Origin of the sequence: Caballeronia grimmiae (genome assembly GCF_022879615.1) — a bacterium.
Lineage (GTDB): Bacteria > Pseudomonadota > Gammaproteobacteria > Burkholderiales > Burkholderiaceae > Caballeronia > Caballeronia grimmiae.
Genome location: NZ_CP084271.1, coordinates 2,833,477 through 2,850,513, shown reverse-complemented (window position 1 = coordinate 2,850,513; position 17,037 = coordinate 2,833,477). Strand labels below are relative to the sequence as shown.

The 17,037-nt window shown below is 64.5% G+C and carries 16 protein-coding genes and 2 pseudogenes; 5 read left to right on the top strand and 13 right to left on the bottom strand.

The window, feature by feature from the left end; translation table 11 throughout:
* On the bottom strand, nucleotides 1-1,146 hold the full coding sequence (locus tag LDZ21_RS13635; protein WP_035968512.1) for a branched-chain amino acid ABC transporter substrate-binding protein: 1,146 nt from the start codon (nucleotides 1,144-1,146) through the stop codon (nucleotides 1-3).
* Between the two features lie 540 nt (nucleotides 1,147-1,686).
* Between LDZ21_RS13635 and LDZ21_RS13630 the strand changes: the two genes are divergently transcribed.
* Complete coding sequence (locus LDZ21_RS13630) at nucleotides 1,687-2,391, top strand: dienelactone hydrolase family protein (RefSeq protein WP_244793727.1); 705 nt, start codon at nucleotides 1,687-1,689, stop codon at nucleotides 2,389-2,391.
* A gap of 42 nt (nucleotides 2,392-2,433) precedes the next feature.
* On the opposite strand, the gene LDZ21_RS13625 is transcribed toward LDZ21_RS13630, so the two are convergent.
* The gene (locus LDZ21_RS13625; RefSeq protein WP_035968518.1) at nucleotides 2,434-2,616 is read right to left on the bottom strand and encodes a hypothetical protein; all 183 of its coding nucleotides are present in this window, start codon (nucleotides 2,614-2,616) and stop codon (nucleotides 2,434-2,436) included.
* A 208-nt stretch (nucleotides 2,617-2,824) separates the two neighbouring features.
* On the bottom strand, nucleotides 2,825-4,048 hold the full coding sequence (locus LDZ21_RS13620) for an MFS transporter (protein WP_244793726.1): 1,224 nt from the start codon (nucleotides 4,046-4,048) through the stop codon (nucleotides 2,825-2,827).
* Between the two features lie 329 nt (nucleotides 4,049-4,377).
* Here LDZ21_RS13620 and LDZ21_RS13615 point away from each other — a divergent pair, with 329 nt between their 5' ends.
* From LDZ21_RS13615 to LDZ21_RS13605, 3 genes are all read left to right on the top strand, one after another.
* Nucleotides 4,378-4,590, top strand: a complete 213-nt coding sequence (locus LDZ21_RS13615; RefSeq protein ID WP_014192763.1) for a hypothetical protein — start codon at nucleotides 4,378-4,380, stop codon at nucleotides 4,588-4,590.
* 66 nt (nucleotides 4,591-4,656) lie between these two features.
* On the top strand, nucleotides 4,657-5,688 hold the full coding sequence (locus LDZ21_RS13610) for a serine/threonine protein kinase (protein WP_244793725.1): 1,032 nt from the start codon (nucleotides 4,657-4,659) through the stop codon (nucleotides 5,686-5,688).
* 167 nt (nucleotides 5,689-5,855) lie between these two features.
* Entirely contained in the window at nucleotides 5,856-6,578 is a 723-nt protein-coding gene (locus LDZ21_RS13605) for a PepSY-associated TM helix domain-containing protein (RefSeq protein WP_244793724.1), read from the top strand.
* 1 nt (nucleotide 6,579) lies between these two features.
* On the opposite strand, the pseudogene LDZ21_RS13600 reads toward LDZ21_RS13605, so the two are convergent.
* From LDZ21_RS13600 to bcaP, 9 genes and pseudogenes are all read right to left on the bottom strand, one after another.
* Nucleotides 6,580-6,873 (bottom strand): annotated as a pseudogene (locus LDZ21_RS13600) (PepSY domain-containing protein); the annotation flags it as partial.
* A gap of 38 nt (nucleotides 6,874-6,911) precedes the next feature.
* Nucleotides 6,912-7,931: an XdhC family protein gene (locus LDZ21_RS13595; protein WP_244793723.1), complete on the bottom strand. Its 1,020-nt coding sequence runs from the start codon at nucleotides 7,929-7,931 to the stop codon at nucleotides 6,912-6,914.
* Nucleotides 7,904-8,455, bottom strand: coding sequence for an SRPBCC family protein (locus tag LDZ21_RS13590; protein ID WP_244793722.1), 552 nt, complete (start codon nucleotides 8,453-8,455; stop codon nucleotides 7,904-7,906). Before LDZ21_RS13590 ends, LDZ21_RS13595 begins: the two co-directional genes overlap by 28 nt.
* Nucleotides 8,446-9,639, bottom strand: coding sequence for a vWA domain-containing protein (locus tag LDZ21_RS13585; protein ID WP_035968599.1), 1,194 nt, complete (start codon nucleotides 9,637-9,639; stop codon nucleotides 8,446-8,448). Before LDZ21_RS13585 ends, LDZ21_RS13590 begins: the two co-directional genes overlap by 10 nt.
* Nucleotides 9,640-9,641: 2 nt before the next feature.
* Nucleotides 9,642-10,541, bottom strand: a complete 900-nt coding sequence (locus LDZ21_RS13580; RefSeq protein WP_035968533.1) for an AAA family ATPase — start codon at nucleotides 10,539-10,541, stop codon at nucleotides 9,642-9,644.
* On the bottom strand, nucleotides 10,541-11,347 hold the full coding sequence (locus LDZ21_RS13575) for an FAD binding domain-containing protein (protein WP_244793721.1): 807 nt from the start codon (nucleotides 11,345-11,347) through the stop codon (nucleotides 10,541-10,543). The genes LDZ21_RS13580 and LDZ21_RS13575 overlap by 1 nt, the downstream gene beginning before the upstream one ends.
* Before the next feature lie 11 nt (nucleotides 11,348-11,358).
* Nucleotides 11,359-13,740: a xanthine dehydrogenase family protein molybdopterin-binding subunit gene (locus LDZ21_RS13570; RefSeq protein ID WP_035968536.1), complete on the bottom strand. Its 2,382-nt coding sequence runs from the start codon at nucleotides 13,738-13,740 to the stop codon at nucleotides 11,359-11,361.
* A gap of 49 nt (nucleotides 13,741-13,789) precedes the next feature.
* Nucleotides 13,790-14,266 (bottom strand): (2Fe-2S)-binding protein, encoded by a 477-nt coding sequence (locus LDZ21_RS13565; protein WP_244793720.1) that lies wholly within the window; start codon nucleotides 14,264-14,266, stop codon nucleotides 13,790-13,792.
* Between the two features lie 306 nt (nucleotides 14,267-14,572).
* Nucleotides 14,573-16,006 (bottom strand): branched-chain amino acid transporter BcaP, encoded by a 1,434-nt coding sequence (bcaP, locus tag LDZ21_RS13560; protein ID WP_244793719.1) that lies wholly within the window; start codon nucleotides 16,004-16,006, stop codon nucleotides 14,573-14,575.
* A 223-nt stretch (nucleotides 16,007-16,229) separates the two neighbouring features.
* Here bcaP and LDZ21_RS13555 point away from each other — a divergent pair, with 223 nt between their 5' ends.
* On the top strand, nucleotides 16,230-16,616 hold the full coding sequence (locus LDZ21_RS13555; protein WP_244793718.1) for a DUF488 domain-containing protein: 387 nt from the start codon (nucleotides 16,230-16,232) through the stop codon (nucleotides 16,614-16,616).
* A 127-nt stretch (nucleotides 16,617-16,743) separates the two neighbouring features.
* On the opposite strand, the pseudogene LDZ21_RS31400 reads toward LDZ21_RS13555, so the two are convergent.
* Nucleotides 16,744-16,824, bottom strand: a pseudogene (locus LDZ21_RS31400) (hypothetical protein); the annotation flags it as partial.
* Between the last annotated feature and the right edge of the window lie 213 nt (nucleotides 16,825-17,037).

The window sequence follows — 17,037 nt, the reverse complement described above, 5'->3', positions numbered from 1 at the left end:
TTACATCTTGACCACGTCGAGCAGCGTCTTCTTGCCCTTCTTGTAGTCGTACAGCGAGATCACGCCGTGCTTCAGGTCGCCCTTCGAGTCGAAGCTCGTCTGGCCGATCACGCCCTTGTAGTCCGTGTTCGGCATCGCAGCGAGAATCTTCGCCGGGTCAGCCGAGTTGGCGCGCTTCATCGCGTCGACGATGATGTACACCGCGTCATACGTGAACGGCGCGTAGATCTGGATCGGCTGGCCAAAGCGCTTCTGGAACTTGGCCGCGAAAGCCTGACCGCCTTCCATCTTCTCGAGCGCCATGCCTGCTTCCGAGCACACGACATTGTCGGTTGCATCGCCGGCCAGGTCAGCCAGCTTTTCCGTGCAGACGCCGTCACCCGCGAGCACCTTCGCGCGCAGGCCGAGCTGCTTCGCCTGCTTGGCGAACGGGCCGCCGGTCGCGTCCATGCCGCCGTACATCACGGCGTCGGGGTTTTCGCCCTTGATCTTCGTGAGAATGGCGCGGAAGTCGACGGCCTTGTCGTTCGTCGCGTCATGCGACACGACCTTCAGGCCCAGCGACTTCGCGGTCTTCTCGAACTCGTTCGCGAGACCCTGGCCGTAGGCGGTCGAATCGTCGACCACGGCGACCGTCTTCACCTTCAGGCTCTTCGCCGCGTAGTTGGCGAGCGCCGGGCCTTGCTGCGCATCGGTCGCGACGACGCGATACGTCGTCTTGAAGCCTTGCTGCGTGTAGGCCGGGTTCGTTGCCGACGGGGAGATCTGGACGATGCCCGCGTCGCTATAAATCTTCGATGCCGGGATGGACGTGCCGGAGTTCAGGTGACCGACGACCGCGACGACCTTGTCATCGACGAGCTTCTGCGCGACTTGCGTAGCGGTACGCGGGTCGGCTGCATCGTCTTGCGGGTCCAGTTGCAGCGTGATCTTCTGTCCGCCGATGGTGAGACCCTTTGCGTTGATCTCTTCGACTGCCATCCGCGCGCCGTTTTCGTTGTCCTTGCCCAGGTGAGCGATACCGCCGGTCAGCGGTGCGACGTGACCGATCTTGACGACCTGGTCGGCTGCTGCGGACGTTGCCAACGTAGCGAACAGCACGGCTGCGGCGCTGATCGGCAACACTTTGTGAAGCTTGGTGTTCATGTAAGTCTCCAGTTTCGGTCCAAAACAACGACAACGTAATCGCCCTGTGCCCCGTCTTTCATTACGATCGCTCAGTCCCGTGGACGACCACGCCGGATGCATCGTCATGCACTTGGCAAGTCCTTCTGGCAGGCCGTTCGTGGCGGCCGCCATCCGCACTGCGCGCAAGTGTAGGGTTGTCAAATTAATTTAGGGAAGTTTTTTAAGATAGTGGTGTGACTACCGATTAACGGCTAGTTGAGAAGCCCGCGACTTTGTGGTGGCGATCTCGCTCGAAAGCACTGTCAGCGCGGGTTTCCGGGGCATCGCGCGGCCCGGCTTCACGCGTTCTTCAAGTTCGCTGCTCATGCGCCGATAATCCGCCGCCCTATCGCCATTAGCCAGTTTTAAAAGGCCGTTTTCACGATGCGTTTAGGTATGAGCCTCTAAAAATGGGCCAGCGTGTCAAAGCGTATGCCAGGGCACGCTCAGGCGACTGAAAGGGAAAGCTGGCACACTCACTCGCCTGCGTTTCTCATCAAGCAAACAAGGAGCTTCGACGTGACCGTTACCGTGACTTCCCGATGGATCGACATTCCCGCCGACGGCGGCAGCTTCCAGGGCTATCTCGCGCTGCCGAAGACCGGGACCGGACCTGCCGTCATCATCCTGCAGGAGATCTTCGGCGTGAATTCGCACATTCGCAGCGTCGCGGATCAATATGCAGCCGATGGTTATATCGCGCTCGCGCCCGATGTTTTCTGGCGCACGCAGCCGCGCGTCGAACTCGGCTATGAAGGCGCGGATCGCGACAAGGCGATGGAACTGCTGCAGAAGACCAATCTCGACTCAGCCGTCGCCGATGTCGGCGCAGCCGCCAGGGCGTTGCGCGCGCTGCCGGAGGTGAGCGGCAAAGTGGCTGCGATCGGCTACTGCTTCGGTGGACGCCTGGCGTATCTGGCCGCGGCGGAAGGCTCGGTGGACGTGGCGGTGGCTTACTACGGCGGCGGCATCCAGAATCAGCTCGACAAGGCCGATCAGGTCAAGGCGCCGATCCAGTTCCACTACGGCGAACTCGACGCCCATATTCCCGCCGATGCCGTCGACGCCGTGCGTCAGCGCTTCGCGGGCCGCGCGGATGCCGAAGTGCATGTGTACCCCGGCGCCGATCACGGCTTCAACTGCGGCGAGCGCGCGTCGTATAACGCGAAGGCATCCGCGTTCGCTCACGGACGCACGCTGGTGTTCCTCGGCGAACATCTGTAAGAACCGCTTGCGCTCGATGACGTCGCGGTGGCGACGTCATCGTCATATGAGCGCCGGTAATCCCTCGACGAGCAGAAACGCGACGAGCACGCCGACGAGCGCGCCGAACGCTCGGAGCACGTTGTTCTTGAAGTGCGAAGCGCATGGAATGGCCCCGAGAAACAGCGCGCCCGCGAGCGCCATCGGGATGACCAGAATGAAATCGCCGATCGTGAAATACGTCATGGTGCGTCTCCCATCGTCCTGCTTTTTCGGTCTCGATGCGCTTCGAACAAGCGTCGCATCGACGATTCGAGTATAGGCTGCGGGAGACGGCTCGTCGGCGGGCGAGGGGGGGCCGGACGCGAAGCTCAGCGCGTGCGGCCTTGCGCCACAAGGCCCGCGCGGGGGCACAATTAAGCAGCCGCGGAAAAACCCTAGGTTTCCTAAGATTTCATTCGGCTTGCGCAGCGCGCTCGCGTCCATTCAGATAAGCGGCGGCCGCCAGCCCGATCACCAGCAGCGCGCCAATCAGCCCCGCGACGCCGGGCCATCCGAACGCGGTCCAGAAGTGCCCGCCGTACGATCCGATCAGGCTCGATCCGAGGTAATACGCGAGGAGATAGAGTGCCGCGGCCTGTCCTTTGGCCTGCGCGGCGAGCCGTCCGACCCAGCCGCTCGCCACCGAGTGCCCGGCGAAGAAGCCGAACGTCAGACACGCGATACCGCCGATGATCACCGGCAGCGACGTCGACACCGTCAGCGCGATACCGATCATCATCAGCAGCACGCTCGCCATCAGCACGCGGCCGCGTCCGAAGACATCGGCCATTTTGCCGGACCAGGGCGACGCGACCACGCCCGTCAAATAGACGGTGAAGATCGCGCCGATCTCCGTCTGATTCAGGCTGAACGGCGCGCCAAGCAGCCGATACCCGACGTAGTTATAGAGCGTGACGAAACTGCCCATCAGCACGAAGCCGGTGAGAAACAGAAACGGCAATCCGCGATGCCGCAAATGCCCCGCAAGCGAGCGCCGATGATGATGAAACCCGACGCCGCGCCGTGGCTTGAATCGCCGCGACGGCGGCAGGAGCGAGCGAAACGCGAGCGTCGCGAGCAGCCCAAGCAGGCCGATGCCGCCGATCGCCACGCGCCAGCCGAAAAAGTCCGCAAGCACGCCGCTGATCACGCGCCCGGCCATGCCGCCGATCGCGGTCCCGCCGACATAAAGGCCCATCGCGAGGCCGAGCCCTTCGGGATGCACTTCCTCCGCGAGATAGGCCATCGCGACGGCCGGGACGCCGCCGAGCGCGAAGCCTTCGAGCGCGCGCACGATCAATAGCGCGTGCCAGTTCGGCAGCAAGGCGGCGATCACCGTGAGCACGGACGACGCAAGCAGCGACAGCGTCATGAGCCGATGCCGGCTCCAGCTTTCGGACACGAATCCGGCGATGAAGATCGCGATAGCGAGCGCCGCTGTACTGACGGAAACCGCCAGCGCGCTCACCGCCGGAGTGACGCCGAACGATCGCGTGAATTCGGGGAGCAGCGGCTGCACGCAGTAGAGCAGCGAGAACGTCGCGTAGCCGGCGAAGAGCAGCGCGAGCGACGCGCGCCAGTAAGCGCGCGAGCCGCGTTCGAGGTAGGCCGTTGCGTCGTCGGCTGGGGCACTCACGGGTAAGTCTCCGCTTAAAACATCAAACGCGTAACGATACGCCGTTCCCTAGGGTTTGCCGGATGCAGCGGTGCATTCGGCATGCCGCACCACAGGACTGACGCTTGCGGTATCTGCGTCAGGCAACAATTCACGGTGAAGAGCATCGCATTCGCGCGCCGCCATGCGCTAAAGTAAGCGCACAATCGTTCATGAAAGCCGCGCAAGTCGCGCTTCACGCAACAAAGACGCGGCGATTGTCGGTGCACGAGCCGTTGAAAGCCTGTGCGGGTGCAACACTTGGCCGGCGTATCATCTGTTGATCGCCGGCACGTAAACGGGGATTCATCATGCAAATCGGTTCGATTGTCCGCTCCGTGCATATTGCCGTGCCTCAGGGCGCGCGCGGCATCGTCATGCGCATTCTTGGCGACATGGCGATGGTCGCCTGGTACGCAGGCGAACCCGGCGTCACTCAGTTGCTCAATACCGAGCCGTTCTTTCTCGAAGACCTGATCGATACGGGCGATGTCGTGCGCCCGTCGAACACGGTCGTCCATTGAGGATGCCGCGCGTCGGCTGACGAATCGTCGCGTGCCGGCCGCTGGAAGGCGCGGCACAATGTCGGGATGAACTCACTTCATTCCGACTCCGCCGACGCGTCCGCCGAAGACGCCCCTCCCTTCGCCGGCCTCACGCCCGAGCGCGTGCTCGACGCCGTCGATGGTCTGCTGATGCCCGCCGGCGCGCGCACCGACGGCCGCCTGTTGCCGCTCAACAGCTACGAGAACCGCGTGTATCAGGTCGGCGTCGAAGACGGCGCGCCGGTGATCGCGAAGTTTTATCGGCCGAATCGATGGTCGAACGAAGCCATCCTCGAAGAGCATGCATTCGTCGCGAGCCTCGTCGCGCGTGAGATTCCGGCGGTGCCGGCGCGCGTCGTCAAAGGCACGACGCTGCACGAGTTCGACGGCTTTCGCTTCTCCGTCTTCGAGCGGCGCGGCGGGCGCGCGCCCGACCTCGACCGCCGCGACACGCTGGAATGGCTCGGGCGCTTCATCGGGCGCATTCACGCGGTCGGCGCGATCGAGCCGTATCGCGAGCGTCCGACGCTCGACATCCAGACGTTCGGCTACGAGCCGCGCGAGTTCTTGTTGACGCATCGCTTCGTCCCCGACGATGTTCGCGAGGCCTACGAGCGCGTCGTATCGATGGCGCTGGAAGGCGTCGCGCACTGTTTCGAGCGCGCCGGAGATTTCGGCCAATTGCGCATGCACGGCGATTGTCATCCGAGCAATGTGCTGTGGACCGACGCGGGCCCGCATTTCGTCGATTTCGACGACAGCCGCATGGGCCCCGCGATCCAGGATCTCTGGCTGCTGCTGCCCGCCGGACGCGCGGAAGCATCGAGCGCGCTCGCCGACCTGCTCGCGGGCTATGAAGACTTCCGGGAGTTCGATCAGCGCGAACTGCATCTGATCGAAGCGCTGCGGACGCTACGCCTGATTCATTACGCCGCCTGGCTTGCGCGGCGCTGGAACGATCCGGCTTTTCCCGCTGCATTCCCGTGGTTCAACACGCAGCGTTACTGGGAAGACCGCATCCTCGAACTGCGCGAGCAGGTCGGCGCGATGCAGGAAGGCCCGCTGTGGCCCGTCTGAAATTTTTCGTAAATAAAGCCGGTCGTCAGGCAATCGCAAAGGATTGTGCCACGCGTGTATGCGTGTAATGATAACAATTCTCATTTGCCCGTCTATGGTCGATCGCCGCTTCTGATGCGCGATCGGGGCGCGGCTTTGCCTAGGAACCGTCCGATTCGGAGAGACGCTTGAACGCGCCTGATACCCTCAATCCCCAGCCGACGAGCGGCTCGGCCCAATATCGCCCGCATCAACGCCTGATCGATGAAGCCGAGCAAGTCGTACGCAAGAACCGCTCGCGCCGCTCGACGTTTCTTAAGTGGCTACGCAAGGTACACGGCTGGGTCGGTCTGTGGGGCGCGATTCTCGGCCTGCTTTTCGGCGTGACCGGTTTTCTGCTGAATCACCGCGCGCCGCCGATGCGCATCTCGACCGGCGAGCCGCAGGTATCGCAGATGCAGCTTGCGTTGCCGGCGGGCGGGTTCAAGTCGCCGCGCGACATGGGCGTGTGGGTCAAGCAGGAACTGAAGATCGACGGCAACCTCGGCCGCACGCGCCGCGAGCCGGCGCACCCCGTTGGCTGGGGCGACAAGAGCACGATGCAGCCCGAGCAATGGTCGGCGATGGTCTCGACGCCGGGCAGCAGCGTGATGGCGGAGTACTGGGTCGGCAACAACTTCGTGTCGGTGAAGCGGACCGAAAACACCTTCCTCGCGATGATGACGAACCTGCACAAGGGCGTCGGCTTGAGCGTCGGCTGGGTGTTGCTTATCGATACGCTCGCCGGCAGCTTGATCCTGCTCTCGTTGACCGGCGTGCTGGTTTGGACCGAACTGAACAAGCGCAAGACGGCCGGCGCGGCGATCGTCACCGTCTCGCTCATCGCGATGATCGTGTGCGGCTTGATGTAAGTCAGCGCGCCGCCGACGCGCGGCGCTTTCTCGCGTTATGCCGCGTCAGCCACAGATAGAGGCCGCTTCCGAGCACGACCACGGTCAACACATCGAAGGCGGCCCAAAAGATCTTGAGCGGCATGCCGCCGAAGTCGCCGAAATGCAGTGGCTGCGAGCCAAGCAGCACCTTCAGATACCACGGCAGTTCGCGCGAATCGGTGAGCGCGCCGGTGGATGCATCGACGAGCACGGGGCGAATCCCCGTGGTCAGGATGCCGTCGCCGCGCATCCACACCGCATAGTGATGCGGGCTGCGACTATTCGTTAGTCGGAACCCCCAGGCCTTTGTAATCAAACGCCCCAGGCTTCGCCGGTTCCGGCGACTTCGCGCGCCGCCTTTGCGCCCTCGACGCGCAGCAGTTCAGGCAGCGACACGCCGTTCTTCGCAGCGGTGACTTCCGCGAGGATCGACACGGCGATTTCCGGCGGCGTCCTGCTGCCGATATAAATGCCGACCGGCCCGTGCAGCCGCGCGAGTTCGGCGTCGTTGAGATCGAATTCCTTCAGGCGCTCCCGCCGCGCTGCGTTATTGCGACGCGACCCCAGCGCGCCCACGTAGAACGCGGGCGTCTTCAGCGCTTCCATCAAGGCGAGATCGTCGAGCTTCGGATCGTGCGTCAGCGCGATGACCGCAGAGCGCTCGTCGAGCTTCATGTCCATCACCGTGTCGTCGGGCATGGTCCGCACGATGATCGTGCCCGGTACGTCCCATTCGTCCGTGTACTCGACGCGCGGATCGCACACCGTCACGTGGTAGTCCAGGCCGACCGCGATGCTGCACAGATAGCGCGACAACTGCCCCGCGCCGATCACCAGCATGCGATAACGCGGACCGTGGATGGTCAGCAGCGTCGCTCCGTCGAACGCGACGCCATCGGTGGCGCGCGCGGGTTCGAGCCGCGCCACGCCCGTCGCCATGTCCAGCGTGCGCGCGACGAGCCGCCCGCTCTCCACCGCCTCGCACAGTTCCGCGATACCGCTTTCGCGCGTGAGCGGTTCCAGCACGAGTTGAATCGTGCCGCCGCACGGCAGCCCGAAGCGATGCGCTTCTTCCGCGCTAATGCCGTACTTCACCGCTTCCGGCTTCGTCTGTTCGATGCCGCCTTGCCGCACGCGCTCGATCAGATCGTCCTCGATACAGCCGCCCGATACCGAGCCGACGACGTGTCCATCGTCGCGCACCGCGAGCATCGCGCCCTCCGGCCGCGGCGACGAACCCCACGTTTTAACGACCGTGACGAGCAGCACGCGCTTGCCCTGTTCGAGCCATTGCGCGCTGTGTTTCAGGACTTCGAGATCCACGCTGTCCATGATTTCTTCCCTTTCTCTTCCTTCTCTCCGCCGGCTTCCTCAGCGGCGGATGCATCCTGTACTTCGTTCGATTCCTGCCCGCCCTGAAGCTGCGCGCCGAATCGCTTGAAGAATTCAGCTGCAATCTTACGCGCTGCGCCATCCACGAGGCGCGAGCCGATTTGCGCGAGCTTGCCGCCCACTTGCGCGTTCGCGCTGTAGGTCAGCTTCGTCGTGTCGGCTTCGTCGCCCGGCTCGAGGTTCACTTTCGCGTTGCCCTTGCTGAAGCCCGCCGCGCCGCCCTGCCCCTCGAACACGATCGTGTAGGTGTGCGGCGCGTCGATGTCCGTCAGTTGCATGCGTCCCTTGAAGCGTGCCTTGACGGGGCCGACGGCGGCAGTCATCCCGACGGCATAGGCATTTTCACCGTCCGCTTCGATGCTGTCGCACCCGGGGATGCAGGCCTTCAGTATCGCCGTGTCGTTGAGCGCTTCCCACGCGCGCGTCTGCGGCACCGGCAACACGTGAGTTTCGGTCAGTTCCATCGCGTGTGTTCTCCATGCGTGCGGGCGCCGCGCGCGGATAGCGCGGTCAGTTCCCGTCCGACAGCGGCGAGGCTGTCGAGGTTATGAGCCGCGAGCATCGCATCGACGTGCGGCAGGATCGCGCGCACGCCTCGCGCGCGGGGCGTGAAGCCGGTGTATCGCAGAAGCGGATTAAGCCACACCAGCCGATGCGCGAAGCGCCTGAGCCGCGCCATCTCCGCATCGAGCACGTCGATCGCTTCGTGGTCCAGTCCATCGGTGACGAGCAACACCGTCGCGCGGCCCGCCAGCACGCGGCGCGCCCATCGCCGGTTGAACTCCGCCAGCGCCGCGCCGATGCGCGTGCCGCCCGACCAGTCCGCGACCTGCTCGCCGAGCGTCGTAATCGCGACATCGGGATCGCGCTCGCGCAGCGCACGCGTCGCGTTCGTCAGGCGCGTGCCGAACAGGAACACTTGCAGACGCTCGCGCGATTGCAGCAGCGCATGGCAGAAGTACAGCACGGCGCGGGAATACGCGCTCATCGAACCGGAAATGTCGAGCAGCAGAACGAGCGGCGGCCGGCGCTCCACCACCGCGCGATACTTCCACGCCGTCCAGTCGCCGCCCGCGCGAACAGCCTGACGCGCACTCGCGCGCAGATCGGCGTGCGTGCCGCGTGATGCCGCCTTGAGCCTGCGCGTCGGCTCCGTCGCGAGCGGCACACGATGCGCGCGAATCCGATGCCGCAGCGCACGCCATTCGTCGGCGGTGAGGGTGTCGAAATCGCGATGGCTCAGGCGTTCTTGCGCACTGAAGCTCATGCGCGCATGAGTCTGTTCGGGCTCCGCTTCGGACGCTGGCGGACGCTTCGCCTCGGAGCGCGCCGCCAGCGCATCGGCGAGACGGTTATTGCGCTTGGGCGGCGGCGCGCCGCTTTCCACCTTCGGCAGCAACAGCGCGCGCAGCTTGCCTTCCCAGTCGGGATCGCGCCAGAAAAGATCGAAGGCGGCATCAAAGATATCGCGCTCGTCGCTCGCGTGGACCAGAAGGCACGCGAGCGTCGCGCGCACGTCGTCGCGACGGCGCAAGTCGATGAACCGCAGCGCGTCGATTGCATCGACCGCTTGCGCCGGCGACATGCCGAGCCCCGCGCCCCGCAGCAGCCGCACGAAATGAACGACGTTGCGCGAGAGCGTCTCCATCGTCACGCCTTCGCGGCCGTCGACAAGCACTGCGCGAGCGTCGCTGCGTCCATGCGCGCGAGATCGTCCTGATACTTGAGCAGCACGCCGAGCGTGTCCTGCACCGATTGCGGATCCAGTTCCGACACCGACAGCGCCGCGAGCGCCCGGCACCAGTCGATGGTCTCCGCGACGCCCGGCGCCTTGAACAGGTCCATCGTCCGCAATTCGTGGACGAACGCGACGGCCCGCGCCTGCAACGCGCGGCTCGCTTCCGGGGCGCGCGCCGCGACGATCGCCAGTTCGACATCGCGCTCCGGATAGCCGATCCACTGATACAGGCAACGCCGTTTCAGCGCGTCGTGGACTTCACGCGTGCGGTTCGACGTCATCACAACGAGCGGTGGCCTTGCCGCGCGCACCGTGCCGTACTCCGGAATCGACACCTGAAAGTCCGACAGCAGTTCGAGCAGAAACGCTTCGAACGGCTCGTCGGCGCGGTCGATTTCATCGATCAGCAGCACGCGGCGCGCGGCGGCGTTATCGGGATCGGGCAGCAGCGCCTGCAACAGCGGACGCTTCAGCAGAAACTCGCCGCGATACAGCGAATCGTTCGACGGCGTGTCGCCCGACGCCTCCGCGAGCCGCAGCGCCATGATCTGCCGCGGATAGTCCCACTCGTAGAGCGCGCTGGCCGTGTCGAGCCCTTCGTAGCATTGCAGGCGCAGAAGCGTCGTGCCGCAGATGCCCGCCGCCGCCTTCGCGAGTTCCGTCTTGCCGACGCCCGGTTCGCCTTCGAGGAACAGCGGCCGCTGCATCTTCAGCGCGAGAAAGAGGGCCGTCGCAAGCTCGCGGCTCGCGAAGTATTGATGCTCGCGCAGGCGCGCGAGCGTGTCGTCGATCGAATCGGGCTCGCTCTGCATCACGTTCCGAACGACATCGCGCGTTCGATCGCGCGGCCCGCCAGCACCGGAATCAGATGCGCGCGATACGCCGCGCTCGCGTGCATGTCGTCGTTGAGGCCATCGGCGGAAAGGGTCACGCTGCGCGCCGACGCCACCGAGAAGTCCTTCGACAACGCCGCTTCCAGCTCCTTCGCCCGGAACGCGGACGGCGCCGCGCCCGTCACGCCGACGCGCACACCGTCCGCATGCTTCGCGACGAACACGCCGACGAGCGCGAAGTGCGACGCGGGATTGCGAAACTTCTCGTAGCCCGCGCGCTCGGCCAGCGGAAACTCGACGGCGGTGATCAGTTCGTCCGGTTCGAGCGCGGTCTCGTACATGCCGATGAAGAAGTCGTCGGCGGCGATGCGGCGGCGGTCCGTCACGATCGTCGCGTTCAGCCCGAGCACGGCTGACGGATAACACGCGGCGGGATCGTCGTTGGCGAGGGAACCGCCGATGGTCCCGCGTTCGCGAACCTGTCTGTCGCCGATGCGGCTCGCCAGATCGGCCAGGCCCGGCAGCGCCTGCTTCACATCCGCGTTCGACGCGACTTGCGCGTGGCACATCGCCCCGCCGATGGTCAGCTTGCCGGCCTCGAGCGTGACGGTTTTCATCGACGCGATGCGCGTGACATCGACGAGCGCCGACGGCTGCGCAAGCCGCAGGCGCATGGTCGGCAACAGGCTCTGGCCGCCCGCGAGGAACTTGGCGTCGCTGTCGGCGGAAAGTGCGGCGACCGCTGCTTGCGCTTCGTTCGGCCGTTGATAGTCGAAGGTGTACATGGCGGTCATCCTCAAGCGGGTTGAGCGGCGTGCATCGCGGTCCATACGCGATGCGGCGTGGCGGGCATTTGCAAGTCCTTCACGCCGAGCGGCGCGAGCGCATCGAGAATCGCGTTGATGACGGCGGGCGGCGAGCCGATTGCGCCTGCTTCACCGCAGCCCTTCACGCCGAGCGGGTTATGCGTGCAGGGCGTGCCCTTCGCGGTCTCCACATTGAAGCTCGGCAAGTCGATGGCGTGCGGCATCGCGTAGTCCATGAAGGAGCCGGAAAGCAACTGGCCGCTGTCCTTGTCGTACACGCAACGTTCGAGCATCGCCTGTCCGATGCCCTGGCCGAGCCCGCCGTGCACTTGTCCTTCGACGATCATCGGATTGATCACGTTGCCGAAGTCGTCGACGGCGGTGAACTTCTGGATGCGCGTCTCGCCGGTGTCGCGATCGACCTCCACTTCGCAGACATACGCGCCGGACGGATACGTGAAGTTGGTCGGATCGTAGAACGCGTTCTCGTTGAGGCCCGGCTCCATCGTTTCGAGCGGGAAGTTGTGCGGCACATAGGCGGCGAGCGATACGTCCGCGAACGTCTTCGTTCTGTCCGTGCCCGCGACACGGAACACGCCGTTGTTAAATTCGACGTCCTGCGGCGATGCTTCGAGCAGATGCGCGGCGATCTTCTTCGCCTTGGCTTCGATCTTGTCGAGCGCCTTCACGATGGCCGAACCGCCGACCGCCAGCGACCGCGATCCATACGTGCCCATGCCGAACGGAATGCGCCCCGTGTCGCCATGAATGATCTCGACGTTTTCAATCGCGATCCCGAGCCGGTCGGCCACGACCTGCGCGAAAGTGGTTTCGTGTCCCTGTCCGTGACTGTGCGAGCCGGTGAATACGGTGACGGAGCCGGTCGGATGCACGCGGACTTCGCCTGCTTCGAACAGGCCCGCGCGCGCGCCGAGCGCACCCGCGACATTCGACGGCGCAAGCCCGCACGCCTCGATGTAGCACGAATAGCCGATGCCGCGCAGCTTGCCCTGCTGCTTCGATTCCTCGCGGCGCTTCTCGAAACCGGCGACATCGGCCAGTTCCAGCGCGCGGTCGAGGATGGCGTCGTAATCGCCGGTGTCGTAGGTGAGACCGACCGGCGTCGCGTACGGAAATTCGCGGATGAAGTTGCGGCGGCGCAATTCCACCGGATCGATGTTCATCTCGCGCGCCGCCGTCTCGACGAGCCGTTCCACGACATACGTCGCTTCGGGACGGCCCGCGCCGCGATAGGCATCGACGGGAACGGTGTTCGTGAACACCGCTTTGACTTCGGCGTAGATCGCGGGCGTCGCGTACTGGCCGGCGAGGAGCGTCGCGTAGAGGATGGTCGGAATTGACGACGCGAACGTCGACAGATACGCGCCCATGTTGGCGGTCGTGTGAACGCGCATCCCGAGAAACTTGCCGTCCTTGTCGAGCGCGAGTTCGGCCTTGGTGACGTGATCGCGGCCGTGGGCGTCGGAAAGAAAGGCTTCGGAACGCTCCGCTGCCCACTTGATGGGACGCCCCACTTTCTTCGATGCCCACGTCAGCGCGACGTCCTCAGGATAAAGAAAGATCTTGGAGCCGAAGCCGCCGCCGACATCCGGCGCGATGACGCGCAGCTTCGATTCCGGCAGCGACAGCACGAACGCCGCCATCAGCAATCGTTCGACGTGCGGATTCTGATTCGCGACGTACACCGTGTAGCTGTCGTCGTGCTTCGAGTAGCTCGCGTTGACGGCGCGCGGCTCGATGGCGTTCGGCACGAGGCGCTGATTGACGATATCGAGCGTCGTCACGTGCGCGGCCTGCGCGAAAGCGGCGTCGGTGCGCGCCTTGTCGCCGTGACCCCAGTTGTAGCAGACGTTGCCCGGCACGGCGTCGTGGACGAGCGGCTTGCCGGGATCGGCGGCGCTCGCGGTATCGACCACGGCGGGCAATTCTTCGTAGTCCACGGCGATCAGCTCGACCGCGTCTTTCGCTTCCTTCAGCGATTCCGCGACGACGAGCGCGACTTGATCGCCCACGTGCAGCGCCTTGTCGTGCGCGATGACGGGATGCGGCGGCTCGTGCATCGGCGAGCCATCGGTGCTGTGGATGAGCCATCCGCACGGCAGGCCGCCGACGTTGTCAGCCGCGAGGTCTTTGCCCGTAAAAATGGCGATGACGCCGGGCGACGCCTTCGCCGCGTCGATGTCGATCGAGCGGATGCGCGCGTGCGCGTGCGGCGATCGAAGGAAGACGCCGTAGCTTTGCTGCGGCAGGACGACGTCGTCGGTGTACTGGCCGGCGCCCGTCAGGAAGCGATAGTCTTCCTTGCGCTTGACGCCAGCGCCGATCAGTTTCTGTTGTTCAGGTGCGTTCATCGCGGTCTCCTGTCCAGGCGCGATTCATCGGTCAGAAAGGGACGTCGCGTCAGGCGCGCGCCTTCATGTTTTGTGCGCCTTCGAGGACCGCTTTCACGATGTTGTGATAGCCGGTGCAGCGGCACAGATTGCCGTCGAGCTGTTCGCGCACTTCGTCTTCGGAGAGATTGGGCGAATCGGCGGCGAGCGCGCTCGCGGTCATCACCATGCCCGGCGTGCAGAAGCCGCATTGCAGGCCGTGACATTCCTTGAACGCCGCCTGCATCGGATGAAGCTGGCCGTCTTTCGACATGCCTTCGATGGTCGTCACTTCGAGGCCATCGGCCTGAGCGGCGAGGATGTTGCAGGACTTGATCGCGCGGCCGTCGAGATGCACGGTGCATGCGCCGCACTGCGCCGTGTCGCAGCCGACGTGCGTGCCGGTGAGCCTGAGATTTTCGCGGAGAAACTGGACGAGCAGAAGATGCGGTTCGACGTTTGCGGTCACCGGTTTCCCGTTGACCGTCAGACTGATGCTGAGCGGCATTGCTGTCTCCTTATTGGCCGGAGTGGGCGCTCGTTTGCGCCTTTCCGGTCCCATGCACGATATTGCCGGGGGATGGACCCGCCTCACGCCGCTCGCGCCATGCACCTCATCACGTCCTGAACCTGGCTTGGGCTAAGCGTCCAGCTGGGAATTCGTGTTGTGTGTCACGGCGAGTAAAGCACAAATCGACGGGCCTCGCTATTAGGCGCACGCCCGTGCAATCGCCGGTTTCATTGCGGGGCCGGCGCCCTGAAATGCAAAACGCCGCCCCGTGGGGCGGCGTTGTTGATCGAGAGTGCGGGCCGTTCAGTGCGTCACGGTTTCTCGCTTCGGCGCCGGCGCGCGCTCGGCCGCGCGGCCCAGCGCCGAACGATGGCGCGAGTAGACGAAGTAGATCACCAGGCCGATCAGCAGCCACACGACGAACGCGATCCACGTCGCCTTTGCCAGATTGAACATCAGGAACAGGCACGACGCCACCGCGAGAATCGGCACCACCGGCACGCCCGGGCAGCGGAACGCACGCGGCAGGTCGGGATGCGTGCGGCGCAGGATCAGCACGGCGATGGAGACCATCGAGAATGCCGCGAGCGTGCCGATGTTGATCAGCTCGGCCAGCACGTTGAGCGGCACCAGCGCGCCGATCAGCCCGAAGAAGATGCCGACGAGCCACGTCGTGAAGAACGGCGTCGCGTAACGCGGATGCACGCTCGACAGCTTCGCGGGCAACAGGCCGTCGCGCGACATCGCGTAGATGATGCGCGTCTGGCCGTAGCTCATCACCAGAATGACGGTGAGCATGCCGAGCACCGCGCCGAGATCGATGAAACCCGCGACCCAGTTTTGTCCGGCCACTTGCAGCGCGTACGACACCGGATGCGAGATGCTCGCGAACTGCGCCGCAGGCACGATGCCGGTCACGACCGCCGCCACCGCCACGTACAGCACCGCGCAGACGGCCAGCGACGAAATGATGCCGATGGGCAGATCGCGCTTCGGATTCTTCACCTCTTCCGCCGCCGACGACACCGAGTCGAAGCCGATGAACGCGAAGAACATCACCGCCGCCGCGCCGAACACGCCCGACCAGCCATTCGGCATGAACGGATGCCAGTTCGCCGGCGTGACGTGGAACACGCCGACCGCGATCACCAGCAGGACGACCGTCACCTTGATCGCGACCATGATGTTGTTGATCCGCGTCGATTCCTTCACGCCGATCGACAGCAGCCACGTGATGACCATCATCACGAGGAACGCGGGCAGGTTGAAGTACGTGACGTGGCCGGGCAACGCGCCGGGCGCGGCGGTCAGCGCGGTCGGCAGGCTGATGCCGAACCCGGAAAGCAGCGATTGCAGATAGCCCGACCATCCGACTGACACTGCGGACGTGGCGAGCCCGTACTCCAGCATCAGATCCCAGCCGATGATCCACGCCGCGAGTTCGCCGAGCGTCGCGTACGAGTAGGTATAGATGGAGCCGGCGACGGGAATGGTCGATGAGAACTCGGCGTAGGCGAGGGCGGCGAAACAGCAGGCGATCGCTGCGACGAGGAACGACACCATGAGCGCCGGACCGGCTTGCACGGCGCCCGTGCCGGTGAGCACGAAGATGCCGGTGCCGATGATCGCTCCGATGCCGAGGAAGGTCAGATCGAGCGCACCGAGCGTTTTCTTGAGAGAGGTGCTGTGCGCGCCAGCCAGCATGTGCTCGATGTTTTTCTTGCGGAACAACGACATTGCGGTAAGTCTCCTTTCGGCGCTCGCGTGCGCCTTCCTTCGGGAAAACCCGATATTTTAGCGGAGTCGAGGAGAATGCCCATCATTTGGGCGTCGTGCCCTTTTTTGGCGCGACTTTTTACGAATTTAGCGTGATTGAGATAAATCGGCGGTCGGGCCCCAGTGGTTTCGTGGGATCGGTGGCGGGTATGCTGTGCCCAAGAAAATTCGAAGGAGACGAGGTATGGCGATTCGAATCGTGCGGCTCGGCTCACCGCGCGCCGACGACGAAGGCTTGCGTATTGGCACGGTCCGCCGTCCGCCGCGCGGCGTGCCGAAGTCCGAGTTCGCAAGCCGCGATTTCTATGACGTGTGGTATCCGAATCTGTCGCCGTCGCCGGAGTTGGTGGCCAAGGCGCTGCATGCGGAAAGCGACAAGGACTGGCGCGACTTCGTGAAGAAGTTCAAGGCGGCGATGGCGGAGCCGGACGCGAGCAAATCGCTGGATTTGCTGGCCGCGCTGTCGCATACGACGAATCTGTCGGTCGGGTGTTACTGCGAAAACGAGGCGCGATGCCATCGGTCCGTGCTGCGGGAATTGTTGGAGAAGAGGGGAGCGGAGGTGGTTTGAGGGAAGGGGGCGGTGGGCACCTGCCGGCGGTTTGGTCGGCGTCGAAGTTGGACGAGGGCGGGCAGTGCGGCAGCATGGTCTTGCCGCCTGTCGCGAGCAGTCGCTGGCTCGTGCGGCCGGCGTCATCAAAGAATTTGTCGCTCAGCGTATTCGTGATCTGCTTCGCGATGCATTGAACGAGAATGCCGGCGTTGAAGCACGTTTCAATGCCATGCGCCGTCGCCGTTCCCTTCCAGAGTTCGTTGCACGAGCGCAGGTCCAGCGTGGCTTCGTGTCGATGGGAATTGATGTCGCACGGTTGGTCGACTTTGTTGTTTCGGCGGGACGGCGCAGCAAGCGATTGCCAAGCGCGATTCGAGGGGCGAGCAGGCTAGGACGGGCCTGGAAATCTTGGCGTGGGGCGCCGATAAACAAAGTCCCG